The organism is Providencia sp. wls1916, from assembly GCF_009706585.1.
GTDB classification, from domain to species: domain Bacteria; phylum Pseudomonadota; class Gammaproteobacteria; order Enterobacterales; family Enterobacteriaceae; genus Providencia; species Providencia lanzhouensis.
This window is the reverse complement of record NZ_WLUL01000018.1, coordinates 49,968-65,996: the sequence shown is the minus strand read 5'-3', so window position 1 is coordinate 65,996 and position 16,029 is coordinate 49,968. Positions and strand designations below refer to the sequence as shown.

The 16,029-nt window shown below is 44.7% G+C and carries 11 protein-coding genes and 1 pseudogene; 6 read left to right on the top strand and 6 right to left on the bottom strand.

The window, feature by feature from the left end:
- Positions 1 to 4 precede the first annotated feature (4 nt).
- The 3 genes from GKR61_RS12995 to GKR61_RS12985 all read left to right on the top strand — a co-directional run bounded on the left by GKR61_RS12995 (position 5) and on the right by GKR61_RS12985 (position 1,563).
- Complete coding sequence (locus tag GKR61_RS12995; RefSeq protein ID WP_036949201.1) at positions 5 to 490, top strand: MarR family winged helix-turn-helix transcriptional regulator; 486 nt, start codon at positions 5 to 7, stop codon at positions 488 to 490.
- Between the two features lie 40 nt (positions 491 to 530).
- The gene (locus GKR61_RS12990; protein ID WP_108479531.1) at positions 531 to 914 is read left to right on the top strand and encodes a VOC family protein; all 384 of its coding nucleotides are present in this window, start codon (positions 531 to 533) and stop codon (positions 912 to 914) included.
- A gap of 88 nt (positions 915 to 1,002) precedes the next feature.
- Positions 1,003 to 1,563 (top strand): DUF6630 family protein, encoded by a 561-nt coding sequence (locus tag GKR61_RS12985; RefSeq protein ID WP_154599967.1) that lies wholly within the window; start codon positions 1,003 to 1,005, stop codon positions 1,561 to 1,563.
- Between the two features lie 166 nt (positions 1,564 to 1,729).
- On the opposite strand, the gene glgP is transcribed toward GKR61_RS12985, so the two are convergent.
- From glgP to GKR61_RS12955, 6 genes and pseudogenes are all read right to left on the bottom strand, one after another.
- Positions 1,730 to 4,174 (bottom strand): glycogen/starch/alpha-glucan family phosphorylase, encoded by a 2,445-nt coding sequence (gene glgP / locus GKR61_RS12980; protein ID WP_154639830.1) that lies wholly within the window; start codon positions 4,172 to 4,174, stop codon positions 1,730 to 1,732.
- On the bottom strand, positions 4,167 to 5,654 hold the full coding sequence (glgA, locus tag GKR61_RS12975) for a glycogen synthase GlgA (RefSeq protein WP_154639829.1): 1,488 nt from the start codon (positions 5,652 to 5,654) through the stop codon (positions 4,167 to 4,169). The genes glgP and glgA overlap by 8 nt, the downstream gene beginning before the upstream one ends.
- 11 nt (positions 5,655 to 5,665) lie before the next feature.
- A complete protein-coding gene (glgC, locus tag GKR61_RS12970) occupies positions 5,666 to 6,976 on the bottom strand; it encodes a glucose-1-phosphate adenylyltransferase (RefSeq protein WP_154639828.1) in 1,311 nt (436 codons plus the stop codon).
- Positions 6,977 to 6,985: 9 nt separating this feature from the next.
- Positions 6,986 to 8,932, bottom strand: coding sequence for a glycogen debranching protein GlgX (gene glgX / locus GKR61_RS12965; protein ID WP_154639827.1), 1,947 nt, complete (start codon positions 8,930 to 8,932; stop codon positions 6,986 to 6,988).
- A pseudogene (glgB, locus tag GKR61_RS12960) lies at positions 8,919 to 10,823 on the bottom strand (1,4-alpha-glucan branching protein GlgB); the annotation flags it as partial. The gene glgX and the pseudogene glgB, both read right to left, overlap by 14 nt.
- A 380-nt stretch (positions 10,824 to 11,203) precedes the next feature.
- Positions 11,204 to 12,892: a glycoside hydrolase family 13 protein gene (locus GKR61_RS12955; RefSeq protein ID WP_154599962.1), complete on the bottom strand. Its 1,689-nt coding sequence runs from the start codon at positions 12,890 to 12,892 to the stop codon at positions 11,204 to 11,206.
- 204 nt (positions 12,893 to 13,096) lie between these two features.
- On the opposite strand from GKR61_RS12955, the gene GKR61_RS12950 reads away from it, so the two are divergent.
- Genes GKR61_RS12950 through GKR61_RS12940 form a run of 3 tightly spaced genes read left to right on the top strand, consistent with a single transcriptional unit; the run spans position 13,097 to position 16,028 of the window.
- A complete protein-coding gene (locus GKR61_RS12950) occupies positions 13,097 to 14,092 on the top strand; it encodes a siderophore ABC transporter substrate-binding protein (protein ID WP_036949212.1) in 996 nt (331 codons plus the stop codon).
- Between the two features lie 3 nt (positions 14,093 to 14,095).
- A complete protein-coding gene (locus GKR61_RS12945; protein WP_036949213.1) occupies positions 14,096 to 15,058 on the top strand; it encodes an ABC transporter permease in 963 nt (320 codons plus the stop codon).
- A complete protein-coding gene (locus GKR61_RS12940; RefSeq protein ID WP_036949214.1) occupies positions 15,045 to 16,028 on the top strand; it encodes an iron chelate uptake ABC transporter family permease subunit in 984 nt (327 codons plus the stop codon). The genes GKR61_RS12945 and GKR61_RS12940 overlap by 14 nt, the downstream gene beginning before the upstream one ends.
- Position 16,029 lies beyond the last annotated feature (1 nt).

Sequence of the window (16,029 nt, the reverse complement as noted above, 5' to 3'; positions counted from 1 at the left end):
CATTATGCGCAAGTCAAAAGTTAATACATCGATGATCCCTGAAATAGGGGAAGGCAAACGTGGGGAATCAGGTCATATTGGCTATTTACTGCGGCAGGCTCACGCGGCTCATCGTATTCGCATGGAACAAGTTTTGCAGGATGTGGGTGTAACGCTTCCTCAATTTTCTGTGTTGCTAATGATTGCAGAATATCCTAAAGCCTCAGGGGCTGATTTAGCGAGGCTATCATTATTAACGCCGCAGACCATGAGTGTGATTGTGAAAAACCTCGAAAAGGCGGGAATGATCTCTAAGTTGCCGCACCCTGAGCATGGGCGGATCCAAATTATTGAAATAACCCAATTAGGGAAAGCATTATTACTTCAATGCAAAGGTGCTGTTAAATCCACTGAAAATAGATTATTAAGTGGAGTGAGCGAGTCTGATGAAAAAGTGATCCGAAAATGGCTGGTGGATATTGCCAAGCAATTTGATATCGACAAAGCCTAATACTCCCTATCTAATACTTCCTATGACGTGAGAGAAAATAATGAAATTCAAATATGCTATTTTGTATGTCGAGAATGTAGAGAAAACCCTCGATTTTTACCAACAAGCTTTTGGTTTTAAACAATCCTTTCTCCATGAAAGTGGTGATTATGGCGAGCTGGATACTGGCAGCACAACGATTTCATTTTCTTCATTGGCACTAATGAACCAACTAGGTAAAGGCGCGGTTGCTCCCAATCCGCATGCTCCTGTTTTTGAACTTGCTTTTGAGACTGATAATGTGGAAAACGCTTTGGCTCAAGCGGTTAAAGCAGGTGCTAAGTTGGTACAAGATGCGCAGGAGATGCCTTGGGGACAAACCATCGGTTATGTTCATGATCTAAATGGCTTTTTGATCGAAATTTGCACGCCAGTGCAGGATTAATTCATTGTAAATATCGGAATTAGTCGATATACCGAATCACCTATTTTAGTGAGAATACAGATAATTACGCTAAAAATAAGGAACAACGATGCAGGGCATGAACCCAGAAGCGCTCGACCATTTCAATGATATTATGCAGGTGGTTAACAAGCTGGCGAAGCTGTTAAATCCAGATTCAATCGAGAATATGGAAACGGATATCTCTTCATTTGAGGAAGAGTTAAAAGAGTCGATCAGTGAAGACGAAGAGGGGTTCGTCGAACGTATCGAAGAGGGTGAAATTGGCTATTTAATGGCAGATCTTATTGTCAGGTCGAATATGGGAAACAGCTTTTGGATAGACTGGAAAGACAGTGAGTCTGCTGTAGGCTTTTTGGAAAATGCGGTTGAGTTCGAAGGATTGGATATTCAGCTAGATTTTGCCGTTAAAGACCCTAAAAACGATTTAAGACCAGACCAAATTTTTGTTCGCGCTAATCAGCAACTACAAGCTCTTGGTTACTATTTATTGGGTCTGACTTCCGGTAATGATGCTTACCATGAGATCTTAATTCCTTCCGGTATTTTCGAACCATTTATGGACATCATGGAACATTTTGACGTCATGGTTGAGCTGAATGACGAAGAAGTGGATTACAGCGAATATTAATAGTAAAAAGGGGAATACAATAGGTATTCCCCTTCATATATCAATTCAAACTTTTATTAAATCATATATCAGTCGAAGTGAATAAATGAGGCTCTCACAATAACGGGATAATTTTAATTAAAGTAATAAAACGGCAAGAATATATATTTTATGTTTTTTGTTTATTTCACTGAGTGGGTTTCATTTGCCATATCTTTTCAACATATTCATTAATGGTTCTATCGGAAGAGAAATAGCCCATGTTAGCGATATTATTGAGTATTTTTTGCGCCCATAACGTTGGGTATTGGTATAGCTTATCGACGGCATCTTGGGATTGAACGTAAGAGTGGTAATCGGCAAGTAATTGATAATGGTCTCCAAAATTAATCAGAGAATCATAAAGCGGGTAATAGCGGTTAGGGTCATCGGGACTGAAAATACCCGAAACAAGGGAATTGAGGACATTGTGTAGGTCTTCATGTTCTTGGTAAATCTTTCTTGGGTCATAGCCTTGTGTACGAATCGCGTCAACTTGCTCGGCGGTATGCCCAAAGATAAACATATTTTCTTCTCCAACATGTTCGCGAATTTCAATATTGGCGCCGTCTAATGTACCGATAGTCAATGCACCATTGAGGGCAAATTTCATATTACCTGTTCCTGACGCTTCGGTTCCTGCAAGGGATATCTGTTCGGATAAGTCGGTGGCGGGAATAATTAACTCCGCTAAGCTGACGCTGTAATTCGGGATAAAAATCACTTTTAAACGATTTTTGATTCGGGCGTCGTGGTTAATCACGTTAGCGACATCATTGATAAGCCGGATGATCATTTTGGCGTTAACGTAGGATGAGGCGGCTTTTCCCGAGAAAATCACCACGCGCGGAACCCAATTCTTTTCGGGAAGTTGCAAGATTCGCTGGTAGCGCCCAATGACTTGCAAGATATTGAGTAATTGGCGTTTATATTCATGAATGCGTTTGATTTGTACATCGAACATGGCGTGAGGATCGACGATGATATTGACGTTTTTAGCGATATAGTCGGCGAGGGCAACTTTGTTCTCTAACTTACAGGTTTTTAACCGCTCGATAAATAGAGGAAAATCTGTGTACTGCTGTAGGCGAGAAAGCTCTGTGAGATCTTCCCGCCAACCTTCACCGATGGTTTCATCAATCAAGCTCGCAAGGGGTTTATTGCACAACGCCAGCCAGCGGCGTGGGGTAATGCCATTGGTGATATTGCTAAAACGCTCAGGAAATACTTTGGAAAAATCAGAGAAAATTTCTTGAGTCATAAGCTCCGAATGCAACTTGGACACGCCATTGACTCGGTAGCTGCCCACGACGGCAAGCCATGCCATGCGAACATAGCGCCCATGGGATTCATCAATCAGAGATAAGCGAGTTAAAAGTTCTGGGTTGTTGGGGTAACGCTGTTTGATCTTAGTGAGAAAGTGGTCATTTATTTCAAAGATAATTTGTAGGTGGCGGGGGAGTAATCGCCCAAGAAGGTCGACAGACCAACGTTCTAATGCTTCTCCCATCAGAGTGTGATTGGTGTAAGAAAAGGTTTTTTCACTCATTTGCCATGCGGCTTCCCACTCATATTCGTGCTCATCGATAAGCAAGCGCATCAGTTCAGGAATCGCTAAAACGGGGTGGGTATCATTCAAATGGATTGCCACTTTATCGGCAAGGTTACTTAACGTGCCGTGGATTCGGTAATGGACATCGAGGATATTCTGCAAGGTTGCTGATACAAGAAAATACTCTTGCCCAAGACGTAAAATTTTCCCCGATTCCGTAGAATCATTAGGGTAGAGTACGCGGGAGACATTCTCAGAGAAATTTTTCTCTTCAACGGCTGCTGAGTATTCCCCTTGATTGAATTTGTTGATGTTCATCTCATTCGTGGCATGGGCAGACCACAAGCGCAAAGTGTTGGTGGAATCACATCCATAGCCCATGATGATTTGGTCATAGGCGCGAGCAAGCACTTCTTCAGTTTCCACCCAGCGAACGATTTTGCCTTCTTGCTGAAGGCGACCCGCAAAGCGGACTTTATAGCTAAGGTTATAGCGTGGAAATTCCCATGCATTGCCATATTGTAGCCAGCGGTCGGTGGACTCAACTTGTTGGCCATCAATAATATTTTGCTGAAACATGCCATATTCGTAGCGGATACCAAACCCAACGGAAGGGATTTTTAAGGTGGCGAGAGAATCTAAAAAGCAGGCAGCAAGGCGCCCTAGACCTCCATTGCCTAAACCAGGATCATCCTCTTCTTCTAAAATCGCACTCAGTTCAAAGCCCATCTTTTTCAAAGCATCAGACACATCCTCATACATGCCCAAATTTAATAAAGTATTGGAAAGGGTGCGCCCAATCAGAAATTCCATGGATAAGTAAGCGACAGCGCGATCCGATTGAGACAGAGAACGGCGAATGGCACGCAACCAACGGTCAACGGTTAAGTCGCGGATAGCGTAGGAGATGGCATTTAGCCAATCATGTTGAGTGGCAATAATGGGGTCTTTGCCAATCATAAACTTCAATTTGGTTTGGATGGAGTCGATTAGAGTGTTGATTCGCTGTTCGCGATTTTGGATGGTAAATGGATCATTCATGGTCAGCACCTTCCGTCGTTGGCTCAATTAAGTTCCGGTAAAGCGCAAGGTATTTTTTGGCGGAAGCTTGCCAGCTAAAATTCATCTGCATACCTTGTCGGCGTACGCGTTTCCAGCGAGTCGGTTCATTCCAAAGCGCGAAAGCGCGACGCACAGCATCATTGAGTTCGGTAGTTTTTCCATGGTGGGAGCGATAGCCGTGATAGTCATGAAATACAAAACCCGTTGCCGTGCGATCTGCTAAATTTTCGAGGGAGCAATCGGTGACAGTATCGGCTAGCCCGCCCGTGTGGCGAACCAGTGGAAGAGCGCCATATTTCAGACCATAAAGTTGGGTCAAACCACAAGGTTCGTAGCGGCTTGGCACCACAATGACGTCAGCGGCAGCAATCAATTTATGGGCGTGGAGTTCGTCATAGCCAATAACGACAGAAACCTGTTTTGGGAATTGGTGAGCCAATTGCTCAAAGGCGTGTTGTAAGTCAGCGTCGCCAGTGCCTAAAACTGACAGCTGCCCACCTTGGTGTAGCAAATCGGGGATCACTTCTAGCAAGAGGTCTAATCCCTTTTGTGTACTGAGGCGGCTGACAACGCCGAACAATGGAACTTTATCGGTGACATTAAGTTTGTTTTCTCGCTGGTGAGTCATTTTACAGATGGCTTTGCCGAGCATGTTTTGTCGCCCGTAGTTGTGGGAGATCAACGGGTCAAGTTGCGGATCCCAGACTTGGTAATCCACGCCGTTTAAGATCCCTAAAATATCCTCTTGAGATTGGCGCTGTTTCAATAAACTGGCGAGTCCATAACCGTATTCGGGAATAGTGACTTCTTTGGCATAAGTGGGGCTGACAAAAGTGATTTTATTGGCGTAGAACAGCCCCGCTTTTAGGTAGGAAACTTGCCCATAAAACTCTAAGCCTTCGGGGGAATAAAAGCCATTAGGTAATTGTAATTCAGGAAAATGGGTTGCTGAAAACAGCCCTTGGTAAGCCAGATTATGGACGGTAAACACGCAAGGAACAGGGTAATTTTTGGCGGCAAGATAGGCGGCGCAGAGTCCTGCATGCCAGTCGTGGGCATGAACAATGTCAGCCCGCCAATCGACATCAAAACCACAGGCAAGTTCGCTGCTTATCCAGCCTAGTAAGGCAAAGCGCAGATAGTTGTCTCTGTATTCGTGTTGATGATTGTCGTGATAAGGGCTGCCTGTGCGCTGATAGAGATGTGGGGCATCAATTAAATAGAGACCGACACCATCATAATAACCAAAACGTAGAGTGATGGGGCCTGCAAATGTATTGATATGGTTGCCAACTAAGGTGTGGTGAATCGCATCCAGTAGCGCGGGAAAACCGGGTAATACGATACGGACATCCGCCCCTTCAGCGATTTGAGCTTGGGGTAATGCGCCGAGCACATCCGCTAAGCCGCCTGTTTTTAGAAGGGGAAATAGTTCTGAGCCAGCATGAAGTATGCGCATCTGAATCTCCTTTAAGCCGCAAGGTTATCAAGCATTTTTTGAGTGACAAGGACGATGCCACCTTCAGAGCGATAGAAATGTTGTGCATCCCATTGCGGGTTTTCACCAATCACCAGTTTGTTGGGTAATACACAGCCGCTATCGATAATGCAGCGTTGTAAGCGGCAGGCGTATCCAATAGAGACATCGGGGAGGATCACGCAGGCATCGAGTTGGCTGTGGGCATTCACGCGGACATTTTGGAAAATCACGGAGTTAGCAATTTTGGCGTCTTCAACGATAGAACCAGCATTAATTAATGTGTTGGTAATTTGAGGAGATTGCAGCGATTTACCTTGAATAAACCGAGCTGGTGCCAATGGGGAGTGACCCGTCCGAATCGACCAATGAGGATCATACATATCCAGTGCGGGCTTCGCTGAAACTAAATCAATATTGGCGTTCCAGTAAGCATCAATGGTGCCCACATCCCGCCAGTAGGGGGATGTGCCCATATTAAAATCAGAATAGACGCAGGAACGGCTAAACGGATGCGCCCAAGCCTTACCTTGCTGTACTGCTTTAGGGATTAAATTCTTGCCAAAATCATGTTGTGTATTCTGTTGCTGCTGCTCTTCCGCGAGTAATTGATAAAGGTATTGGGCATCAAAAACGTAAACGCCCATGCTGGCTAATGCGGAATAAGGTTTCCCGGGCATCGATGGAGGAAATTGAGGTTTTTCAATAAAATTAATGATTTGTTCGTCATCGTTAATGTCCATAATGCCAAATTCAAATGCTTGGCTACAGGGTGCTTCAATACAGGCCACCGTACATTGGCTCCCTTTTTCTACATGGTCTAGCAACATGCGGGAATAATCCATTTTGTAGATATGATCCCCTGCTAACACAATGATGTATTTGGCTTGATATTGGCTAATAACATCGAGATTTTGAAAGATGGCATCGGCAGTACCCTGATACCAATCTTCGGCATCCTGTTTCTGTTGAGCAGGGAAAATTTCAATAAATTCATTGGTTTTCCCGTTTAGAAATGACCAACTGTGCTGAATATGTTGGATTAAGTGATGGGAATAGTATTGGGTCAGTATCCCGACGCGATAAATACCTGAATTAATGCAGTTAGATAAAGTGAAATCGATAATTCGAAATTTCCCGCCAAAGTGGAGTGAAGGTTTTGGCTGCTTCTGAGTCAGGGCTTTGAGACGAGAACCTTTACCACCTGCCAAAATAAGCGCAACTGTATTGCTCGGAAGTTCTTTGGATAATAGCTGCCTCGAAATGGGATTTGGGTAGGTGTAAAAAGGCATTTTTTCTGACATATCAATTCCTTAATGAGCATTTGGCGAAAAATGGTGGCGCTGCATGACCACGAAAGTTTTTGGAGGAATAGAACCAATTAAGTGGCAAGAAAAAGGTGGGACAGGGTGCCAATCCCCCTCGGGAAGCGTGAGCGAATGGGCTTGCTCAGTGAAATTAATCAGTAATAGCCATTGACCAGAAAGTAACACTTGGATGGGGCATGATTGATGCCACTGTTCAAGGGTTATGGAAGAGCCTTGGGCATTTAGCCACTCAACGGTTTTATGGGGGGGCAGTGAATGCCACCATTGCCCCGACGTCAGTGCAGGGATTTGTTGGCGCAAAGCGGTAAGTTGTGCCGTAAATTCCATAAGAGCACTATCCGCTTCCAGCCAGTTAAGCCAGCTTATCGGGTTATCTTGGCAATAAGCGTTATTATTTCCTTGTTGGCTATGCCCTAGCTCATCCCCTGCGCGCAGCATCGGTGTGCCTAATGAGAGTAAAAGTAAGCTTAGTAAATGGCGCTGACTCTGTTGGCGTTCCGATATTATTTTTTCAGGGGCGTTTAACCCTTCGAAACCATGATTATGGCTGTTGTTACCGTCGCTACCATCTTGGTTATTTTCACCGTTGGCATGGTTATGTTTGTGATTAAAACTGACCAAATCTCTCAGCGTAAAGCCATCGTGTGCGGTGATGTGGTTAATTGAAACAAAACAAGGGGAATGACTCGGTGAAAAGCGGGTTTGTGAAAAGTCATCCCGCGAACCGGCTAAGCGGCTTGCCAAGGTACCGATAGGAATATCACGATATAAAACAGCACGGCGGCAATCATTGCGAAATTGGTCATTCCATTCGGCAAAAGGCGGTGGAAATTGCCCTAATTGGTAACCGTTGTTGGCGAGATCCCAAGGTTCAGCGATCAGCTTCCGTTGCCCAAGAATCGAGTCTTGGGTGATAGCCTTAAGCAGTGGAGTCTGAGAATTAAATTTCGGCGTTCTTCCTAATATTGTGGCTAAATCAAAGCGAAAGCCATCAACATGGCATTCAATCGCCCAAAAATGCAGGCAGTCGAGCACCCATTGGCTTACTGCTGAGTGAGACAATTTCAGCGTATTGCCGCAGCCTGTCCAATCCGCATATTCGCCATTGTCGTTTAACCAATAATAGGTGGGGTTATCTAATCCCCGAAACGATAAGCAAGGTCCTGAGCAGTCTAATTCGGCAGTGTGGTTAAACACAATATCAAGGATAACCTCAATGCCGGCACGATGTAAGGCTTTGACCATATTGCGAAATTCACTCAACGGCGTAGAGCCTGCTTGCCCAGACCAATATTGAGGCTCAATCGCAAACGGTGCCAGCGTGTTATAGCCCCAATAATTAGTGAGATTTTTAGCCTGCAATCGCGGCTCATCCAGATGAAATTGCACAGGGAGCAACTCCAGTGCCGTCAAGCCAAGTCGCGTTAAATGCTGGGTTATGCAAGGGTGTGCGATAGCAGCATAGCTTCCCCGTAAAGCGGGTGGAATTTCAGGGTGTTGCTTGGTAAGTCCGCGAACATGAGCTTCATAAATCACGGTTTTTGACCATGGAGTATGAAGAGGGGTATCTCCTTGCCAGTCATAAGGTTCATGGCTGACGACCGAATAAGGATGCTGTTTACCAGTGAGTTCGCGGCTGTAAGGGTCAATCAGTAAGTGAGTTTCATCAAAATATAATCCTGCTTTTGGTTCCCATTTCCCTCTAGCTCGATAACCATAATGTAGACCCGCTTTTGCGCCCATTAAATAACCATGCCAAATATGGTTATCTCCCCGATAAAGCGGGTAACGAATTTCAGCACCGAGTGAGTCCAGCACGCACAGGTCAATGTGTTCGGCACGCTCGCTGTAAATAGCAAAATTGACGCCGTGTTCGTCCATGTGGCTACCAAGTGGGTGAGCATGACCTTGCCGAAAATTAAAATGTGTCATTCGGTCGCTCCCGTTTCAAATACAGGGTAGCCAAAGGGGGAAGCGTAATATTTAGGGAGTGATTTTTACCGTGAGCCGCTATTTGCTGGGTGGATATTGCGCTCTGATTACCCACATTACTGCCGCGATAGTAGTGAGAATCGGTATTGATGATTTCTTGATAGCAACCCGATTGGTGAACGCCAATGCGGTAGTTTTTGCGGGGAACAGGGGTGAAGTTGGATACCACTAGAATTTCATGGTTATGGGTATCTCGACGCACAAAGGCGAATACTGAGTTTTGGTGGTCATCAACCACCAACCATTCAAAGCCTTGTGGGGAATAATCGAGTTGGTACAGCGGGGGCTGCTGCTGATAACAATGATTTAAATCGCGTACAAGGCGCTGTACACCCGTGTGCCAGCCATCATATTCAGGATTCAGTAAATACCAATCTAGCCCTGTGTCGTGATCCCATTCTCGCCCTTGGGCGAATTCTCCCCCCATAAACAATAATTTTTTACCGGGATGTCCCCACATGAATCCATAGTAAGCCCGTAAATTGGCGAATTTTTGCCATGTATCGCCGGACATTTTACTCAGAAGTGACCCTTTGCCATGCACCACCTCATCATGAGAAAGGGGTAAAACGAAGTGCTCGCTATGGGCGTAAAACATGCCGAAGGTCATTTGTTGGTGATGATATTGACGGTAAATCGGGTCAAGGGACATATAGCGCAGAGTGTCGTGCATCCAGCCTAAATCCCATTTGAAATCAAAACCTAAACCGTGATTTTCAACAGAGCCCGTGACATTGGGAAAGGCGGTTGATTCTTCGGCTATCATTAACGCATGGGGACAATTCTGTTGAACAATTTGGTTGGTATAACGCAGAAAATCGAGGGCTTCTAGGTTCTCTTTGCCTCCCCATTTGTTGGGTACCCATTCCCCTTCTTCGCGGCTGTAATCGCGGTAGATCATTGAGCTGACCGCATCGACACGTAACCCATCGATACCAAAGCGTTCTAGCCAATATAGGGCATTACCTGCCAAAAAGTTTGCCACTTCATAGCGGCTGTAGTTATAAATCAAGGTATGCCAGTTTTGATGGACGCCTTCGCGCGGATCCGCATATTCATACAGTGCGGTACCATCAAATTGGATTAACCCATATTCATCATTAGGAAAATGGGCGGGTACCCAATCGAGGATCACTTTGAGGTGATACTGGTGGGCGGTTTGAATCAAGTAGAGAAAATCCTCAACGCCACCAAAACGGTAGGTTGGGGAATAGAGCCCAATAGGTTGGTAGCCCCAAGAACCATCAAACGGGTGTTCGCTGATAGGGAGCAATTCCAGATGGGTAAACCCCATTTCTGCCACATAAGGAATAAGCTGTTCAGCCAGTTGTCGGTAGCTGAGCCAGCCATTATTGTGTGGATGACGGCGCCAAGAGCCTAAATGCACTTCGTAGATTGAGATTGGCGCAGAAAGTGGCGAATTTGCGTTGGCAGAGGGGGGCGGAGTTTGGTTGTCTGGCAAGGCCGTTATCACTGATTCCACATGAGGAAATAGCACGCTTTTGAGTGCGTAAGGGTCAGCTTTGACCCGCATATAACCTCGGCTATCTTGTAATTCATATTTATACGCTTGCCCGATTTTTGCCTCAGGAATAAACCGCTCCCAAATGCCCACTTCATGGCGTAATGTCATTGGGTGAATGCGCCCATCCCATTGATTAAATTCACCGACGACAGAAACCTGTTGGGCATTGGGTGCCCATAAAGAAAAAGTCACCCCATCAACACCGTCGAAGTTGACGGGGTGGGCACCAAGACATTCGTAGGGACGTAGATGGGTGCCTTCTGCCAGTAGCCAACCATCTATGTCTCGAATGAGAGTGCCAAAGCCATCAGTGCGCTTTTTAATTGCTTGGGTTTCTGCGGAGGATATTTCAGCAGAACGACGCCCTGAAGTTATTTGAGAAATAACTTCGCGATTTTTATTTGGCAAATAAATAACCTCAAGAAAAGTGAAATGAGCAATTTAAACTTTACTTAAATTATTTAATTTGTATTTGATAGGCTTCACATATTTAGCTTTAAAATCTATTAAATTCGTTATTTAACAATGTGTTAGTTTGTTTTTGAATAGTATTATTAAGTTATCAATTAATAATACTTAACGTAATTAAATGCGTAATGTAATCAATATCACCCGATTATTATTGATATCGAAATATCGGGTGATTATTTATCTTTAATTACGCTTATTTAGAGTGATTAATTGAGTTATTCACTTTTCTCTACTTCAAAAATTATTGATTGATAAGGATGTAGGGCAATTTGCTGCTTGTCGTTATGGATATTGTCGTCATGGGTATTTGCGATATTGCTTAAATGTATTTGGCGATAATGTTGGTTAATAGTTTGCGGTTTATCACTGAAATTACAGTAAATATCGATGGCGCGTGAACCTAATGTTCGCCGATAAGCAATAACAGGTTCAGGGGCGCTAATTTCTGAGAATTCGCCTTCAACCAAGATATCGCTAATTGGAGAATGGCGGCGCAGGGTAATCAATTGTTGGTAAAACGCGAAAAGTGAATCGGGTTGCTGCTGTTGGGTGGCGGTATTAACTTCTCGGTAGTTAGGATTAACTTTCAACCATGGCGTTCCTGTTGTAAATCCGCCATGGCGTTGGCTATTCCATTGAAATGGCGTTCGCGCATTGTCACGGCTACGCTGGGTAAAATAGTTCATCATGGTGGTGTGAGAGTACCCGTGATTTTGACCCCATTGGTAGAGTTTAAAAAGATGCAAATCGTGATGTTCGTCGAGCGTCATTGGGCAGTTCGTCATGCCAATTTCTTGCCCTTGATAAATAAACGGCGTACCGCGCTGAGTCAATAAAAACATTGCCAACATTTTTTCGGCGACAGGGGAGATGTCGCCTTTCGGTAAGAATTTGTTCAGTGAGCGCGGTTGGTCATGATTTTCTAAATAAGGTGCGCTCCAACCCACTTGCTGGGTCGTGAGTTGGCTTTTTAGAAAAACAGGCTTCAAACGTTCGCCTGTGATTGGATCAATGACGAACGGGGGCTGTTTGGTAATGTCGAGATCCGCAATACTGAAATCAAACACCATGGAAAATGTCCCATCTTCCCCGATATAGTCAGCAAGATCTTGCGGTGGAACATCGATTTCAGCCACCGTCATTGAGTTCGCAGGATGGAAGGTTTGGCTGGCGAGCTCCTTTAAAAATTCATGGATGCCTGGTTGGTTAACCACCCAAGGAACTAAAGACGCGGTGCCATCTTCCCGATCGGGAGGGAATTGGTAAGGCGAGAGGGCTTCAGGGGATTTTTTAATATTGCCGATAGCATCAATGCGGAATCCTGCAACGCCTTTGGCTATCCAACGATTGATCATTTGGATAATTTCTTGGCGTAATTGTGGGTTTTCCCAATTAAGATCCGGTTGCTCGGGTCCGAAAGAGTTGAAGTACCAGCGAGTGCTATCTGGAACCTGAGTCCACACCGGGCAATCAAAGTAGGTACGTAAATTGTTCGGTGGAGTGGGTTTATCCCATTCAATAAATTGGTAATAGTCAGCATAAGGGCTATTGGGATCAGCAAGGGCAGCTTCGAACCAAGGGTGCTGGTTTGAGCTGTGGTTAAGCACTAAGTCCAGTAGGATTTTAATACCACGCTGTGAAGCTTGGCTGATCAATATATCAAGATCGTCGTTGCTACCAAAAACTGGATCGACCCTGTCATAGTTGGCGATGTCATAGCCATTATCTTTCATCGGCGATTCAAAAATTGGACATAGCCAAATCACGTTTACACCCAAAGATTGAATGTAGTCTAGCTTGGCGGTAATACCAGAGAGATCGCCAATACCGTCGCCATTATGGTCATAGAAGCTTTTGGGGTAGATTTGGTATACCACCGCAGATTTCCACCAGGCTTGAGCCATCTATTTTCTCCTTAATCAAAATCAGATATCAGTAAGTTGCTTTAAATATAGGCAATGTGTGTTTTTGTGCGATGTATCATTATTTTGCGAAATGCAAATGCAAACTAATATCATTAGCGCTATGTTTCATGTAAGATAACCGCCATCTTCGGGTCATGAATGACGTGACTAACGATAATCACATTGAAAGGTGGAGGAATTTAGATGTTCGCAAAATCATTAGTTTCAGGGTTTGCCTTATTATCCGTTGTTGCGTTAGCGGGTTGTGATGACGCTAAGCAAACACAAACAGCAGCGCCAACGACCGAGCAGCCAGCAACAGAAAAAGCAGCTGAAAAACAAACGATTGTCGTTGAACATGCTCAAGGCAAAACTGAAATTCCTAGCCATCCACAACGTGCGTTTGTGATGAACATGGAAACCTTAGACATCATCGATGCGCTGGGTATTCCGGTGATTGGTGTTCCACAAACTAACGCCCATTTTCCGCAGTTTTTAGAGAAATATAGCACCTCAGAATATGTTAATGGCGGGAGCTTATTTGAGCCGGCTTATGAAACTATTAGCAGTGCAAAACCGGATGTGATTTTAGGTGGTAGCCGTGCTCGCGATGCTTATGACAAATTAAGCGGTATCGCACCAACGATTTCTCTAGACATTGATAACAAACGTTTCATTGATAGCCTGATGGAGCGTACGGCGCTGTTAGGTTCTTTATTTGGTAAAGAAGAACAAGCGAATAAACTCGTTTCTGACTTCAAAAACAAAATTAATGATATTAAAGGCAAAACCCCTGATGCGGGCAAAGCGATGGTGATCTTAGTGAGCGGCGGTAAAATTTCTGCTTACGGTCCAGGTTCTCGTTTTGGCTTTATCTTTGATGTATTAGGTTTCGAACCTGCTTATGTCTTCACGGAAGATACTGGTCGTCACGGTAATATCGTAAACTCAGAGCTGTTATTAAAACTGAATCCAGACTGGTTATTTGTTATCGACCGTGATGGCGCGATTGGTGCGAAAGATGCACAACCTGCGGCAGACGTGTTAGACAATGCTTTAGTCAGAAAAACCTCTGCATGGGAAAAAGGCCAAGTGGCTTATTTAGATTCTTCAGCGGTTTATATCGCTGGTGGTATCCAAACTTATTCCCAATTAATGGATGATGTAAACAAAGCTTTAGAGAAGAAAAAAACGAATTAATCAATGAAAACGCTTTATCTCTCTTTTGGTATTCTCGCGTTATTGGTATTAGCGGTATTAAGCTTGTTTATTGGAGCGGGTGACGTGTCACCCGTTTCGCTTTTCACCGACCCCGAGATGCAAGATATCTTTTTCGTGAGCCGTATCCCTCGCACCGCCGCCCTGATCCTTGCAGGAAGCGCCATGAGCGTCGCGGGGCTGATTATGCAGCTACTCACCCAAAACCGTTTTATCGAACCTTCCCTTGCGGGTACCACGCAATCTGCCAGCCTTGGCTTACTGTTCGTGATGATCCTGTATCCAACGGCTTCTATCATGACCAAAATGGTGGTGGCGAGCGGATTTGCACTGCTAGGTACAGCGCTATTTATGCTGATTTTACGCCGGATCATTTTGAAGTCCGCTCTGATAGTGCCGTTAGTCGGTATCATGCTAGGGGCCGTAATCAGTGCGCTTACCATTTTTACCGCCTACTATTTCGACCTGCTTCAATCACTCGGTGCTTGGATGAGCGGCGATTTCTCTAGCATTTTACAAGGTCGCTATGAGCTACTTTGGCTGGTGGGCGGCTTAACACTGGCAGCCTGTTTAATTGCTGATAGCTTTACAGTGGCAGGGATGGGGCGTGAGTTTTCCGTTAACGTCGGCTTGAATTACCAGAAAGTGATGACCATAGGGTTATCTATCATCGCCTTAATCAGCGGTGTGGTGGTGGTCGTTGTCGGCGCACTGCCGTTCTTAGGATTGATTGTCCCGAATCTGATTAGCTTGATGATGGGGGACAATATTCGTAAAACTATCCCGTGGATCTGTTTAGCGGGCGGCGGCTTAGTGCTGCTGTGTGACATTATTGGTCGCTTAATTCGTTATCCGTTTGAAATTCCTGCGAGTGTCATTTTAGGTGTCGTAGGCGCGGTTATTTTCCTTTATCTCTTGTTAAAGCATCAGCGTTATGGAAAAAGTTAATTCATTAAGTTTGCCAGTGAAAAGAACGTTTACGCCAATCCAGCGCATCGGTTTGTTGGCTGCGCTGTCAGTGCTGTCTATAATTTTGTATATGACCATTAATTTGGGCAGTAATCTCGCGTACATTCTGCCTCATCGTGGTTATATCGTGCTGACGATGATCATTGTGGCATTTGGGTCTGGGGTATCGACGGTTCTGTTTCAAACTATCGCCAATAACAAAATTCTGACGCCATCCATTATGGGGTTAGAGGCATTGTTCATCCTGCTGCAAACTATCTTTGTGTTTTATACCGATAGTTTTCCCGCATCATGGTTGTTGAATATTGGTAAGTTTTTGCTGGAATCCTCCCTGCTGGTGATTTTCTCTGTATTGTTGTACCGCTGGCTGTTTATCTCCGTCAAAATGAATATCAACTTAGTGTTGATGGTGGGAATTATCCTCGGAACACTGTTTCGCAGTGTGGCGACTTTGCTGCAACGCTTGATGGATCCGAATGAGTTTTCCATTTTGCAAAGCCGGATGTTCGCGACTTTCACTAAAGGAACGCCGGAGCTGATTCTATTCACGTTGGTGATCACCGTGATTGTAGGCGTTTTGCTTTGGCGTATGCGCTACTGTTTCGACGTGCTAGCACTGGGACAAGCCAATGCGGTGAACTTAGGGATTAACTACCGTCAGCAAGTCACCGTAATCTTATTACTGATTTCTGTCCTAGTGGCAATTTCCACAGCGCTGGTGGGGCCGCTCACGTTCCTAGGCTTGATGGTAGCTAACTTGGCTTACTACATCGCAGGAAGCAGCCAGCATCGCTATTTATTGCCAGTTTCTTTCCTACTCGGTGTGATTGCATTAGTGGGCGGACAGTTGGTTCTTGAATATGGATTGAATAAAGCGGGTACCTTATCTGTGGTACTCGAGTTTGTCGGTGGAATATTCTTTATTTATATGGTGTTAAGAAGGTTTTAGT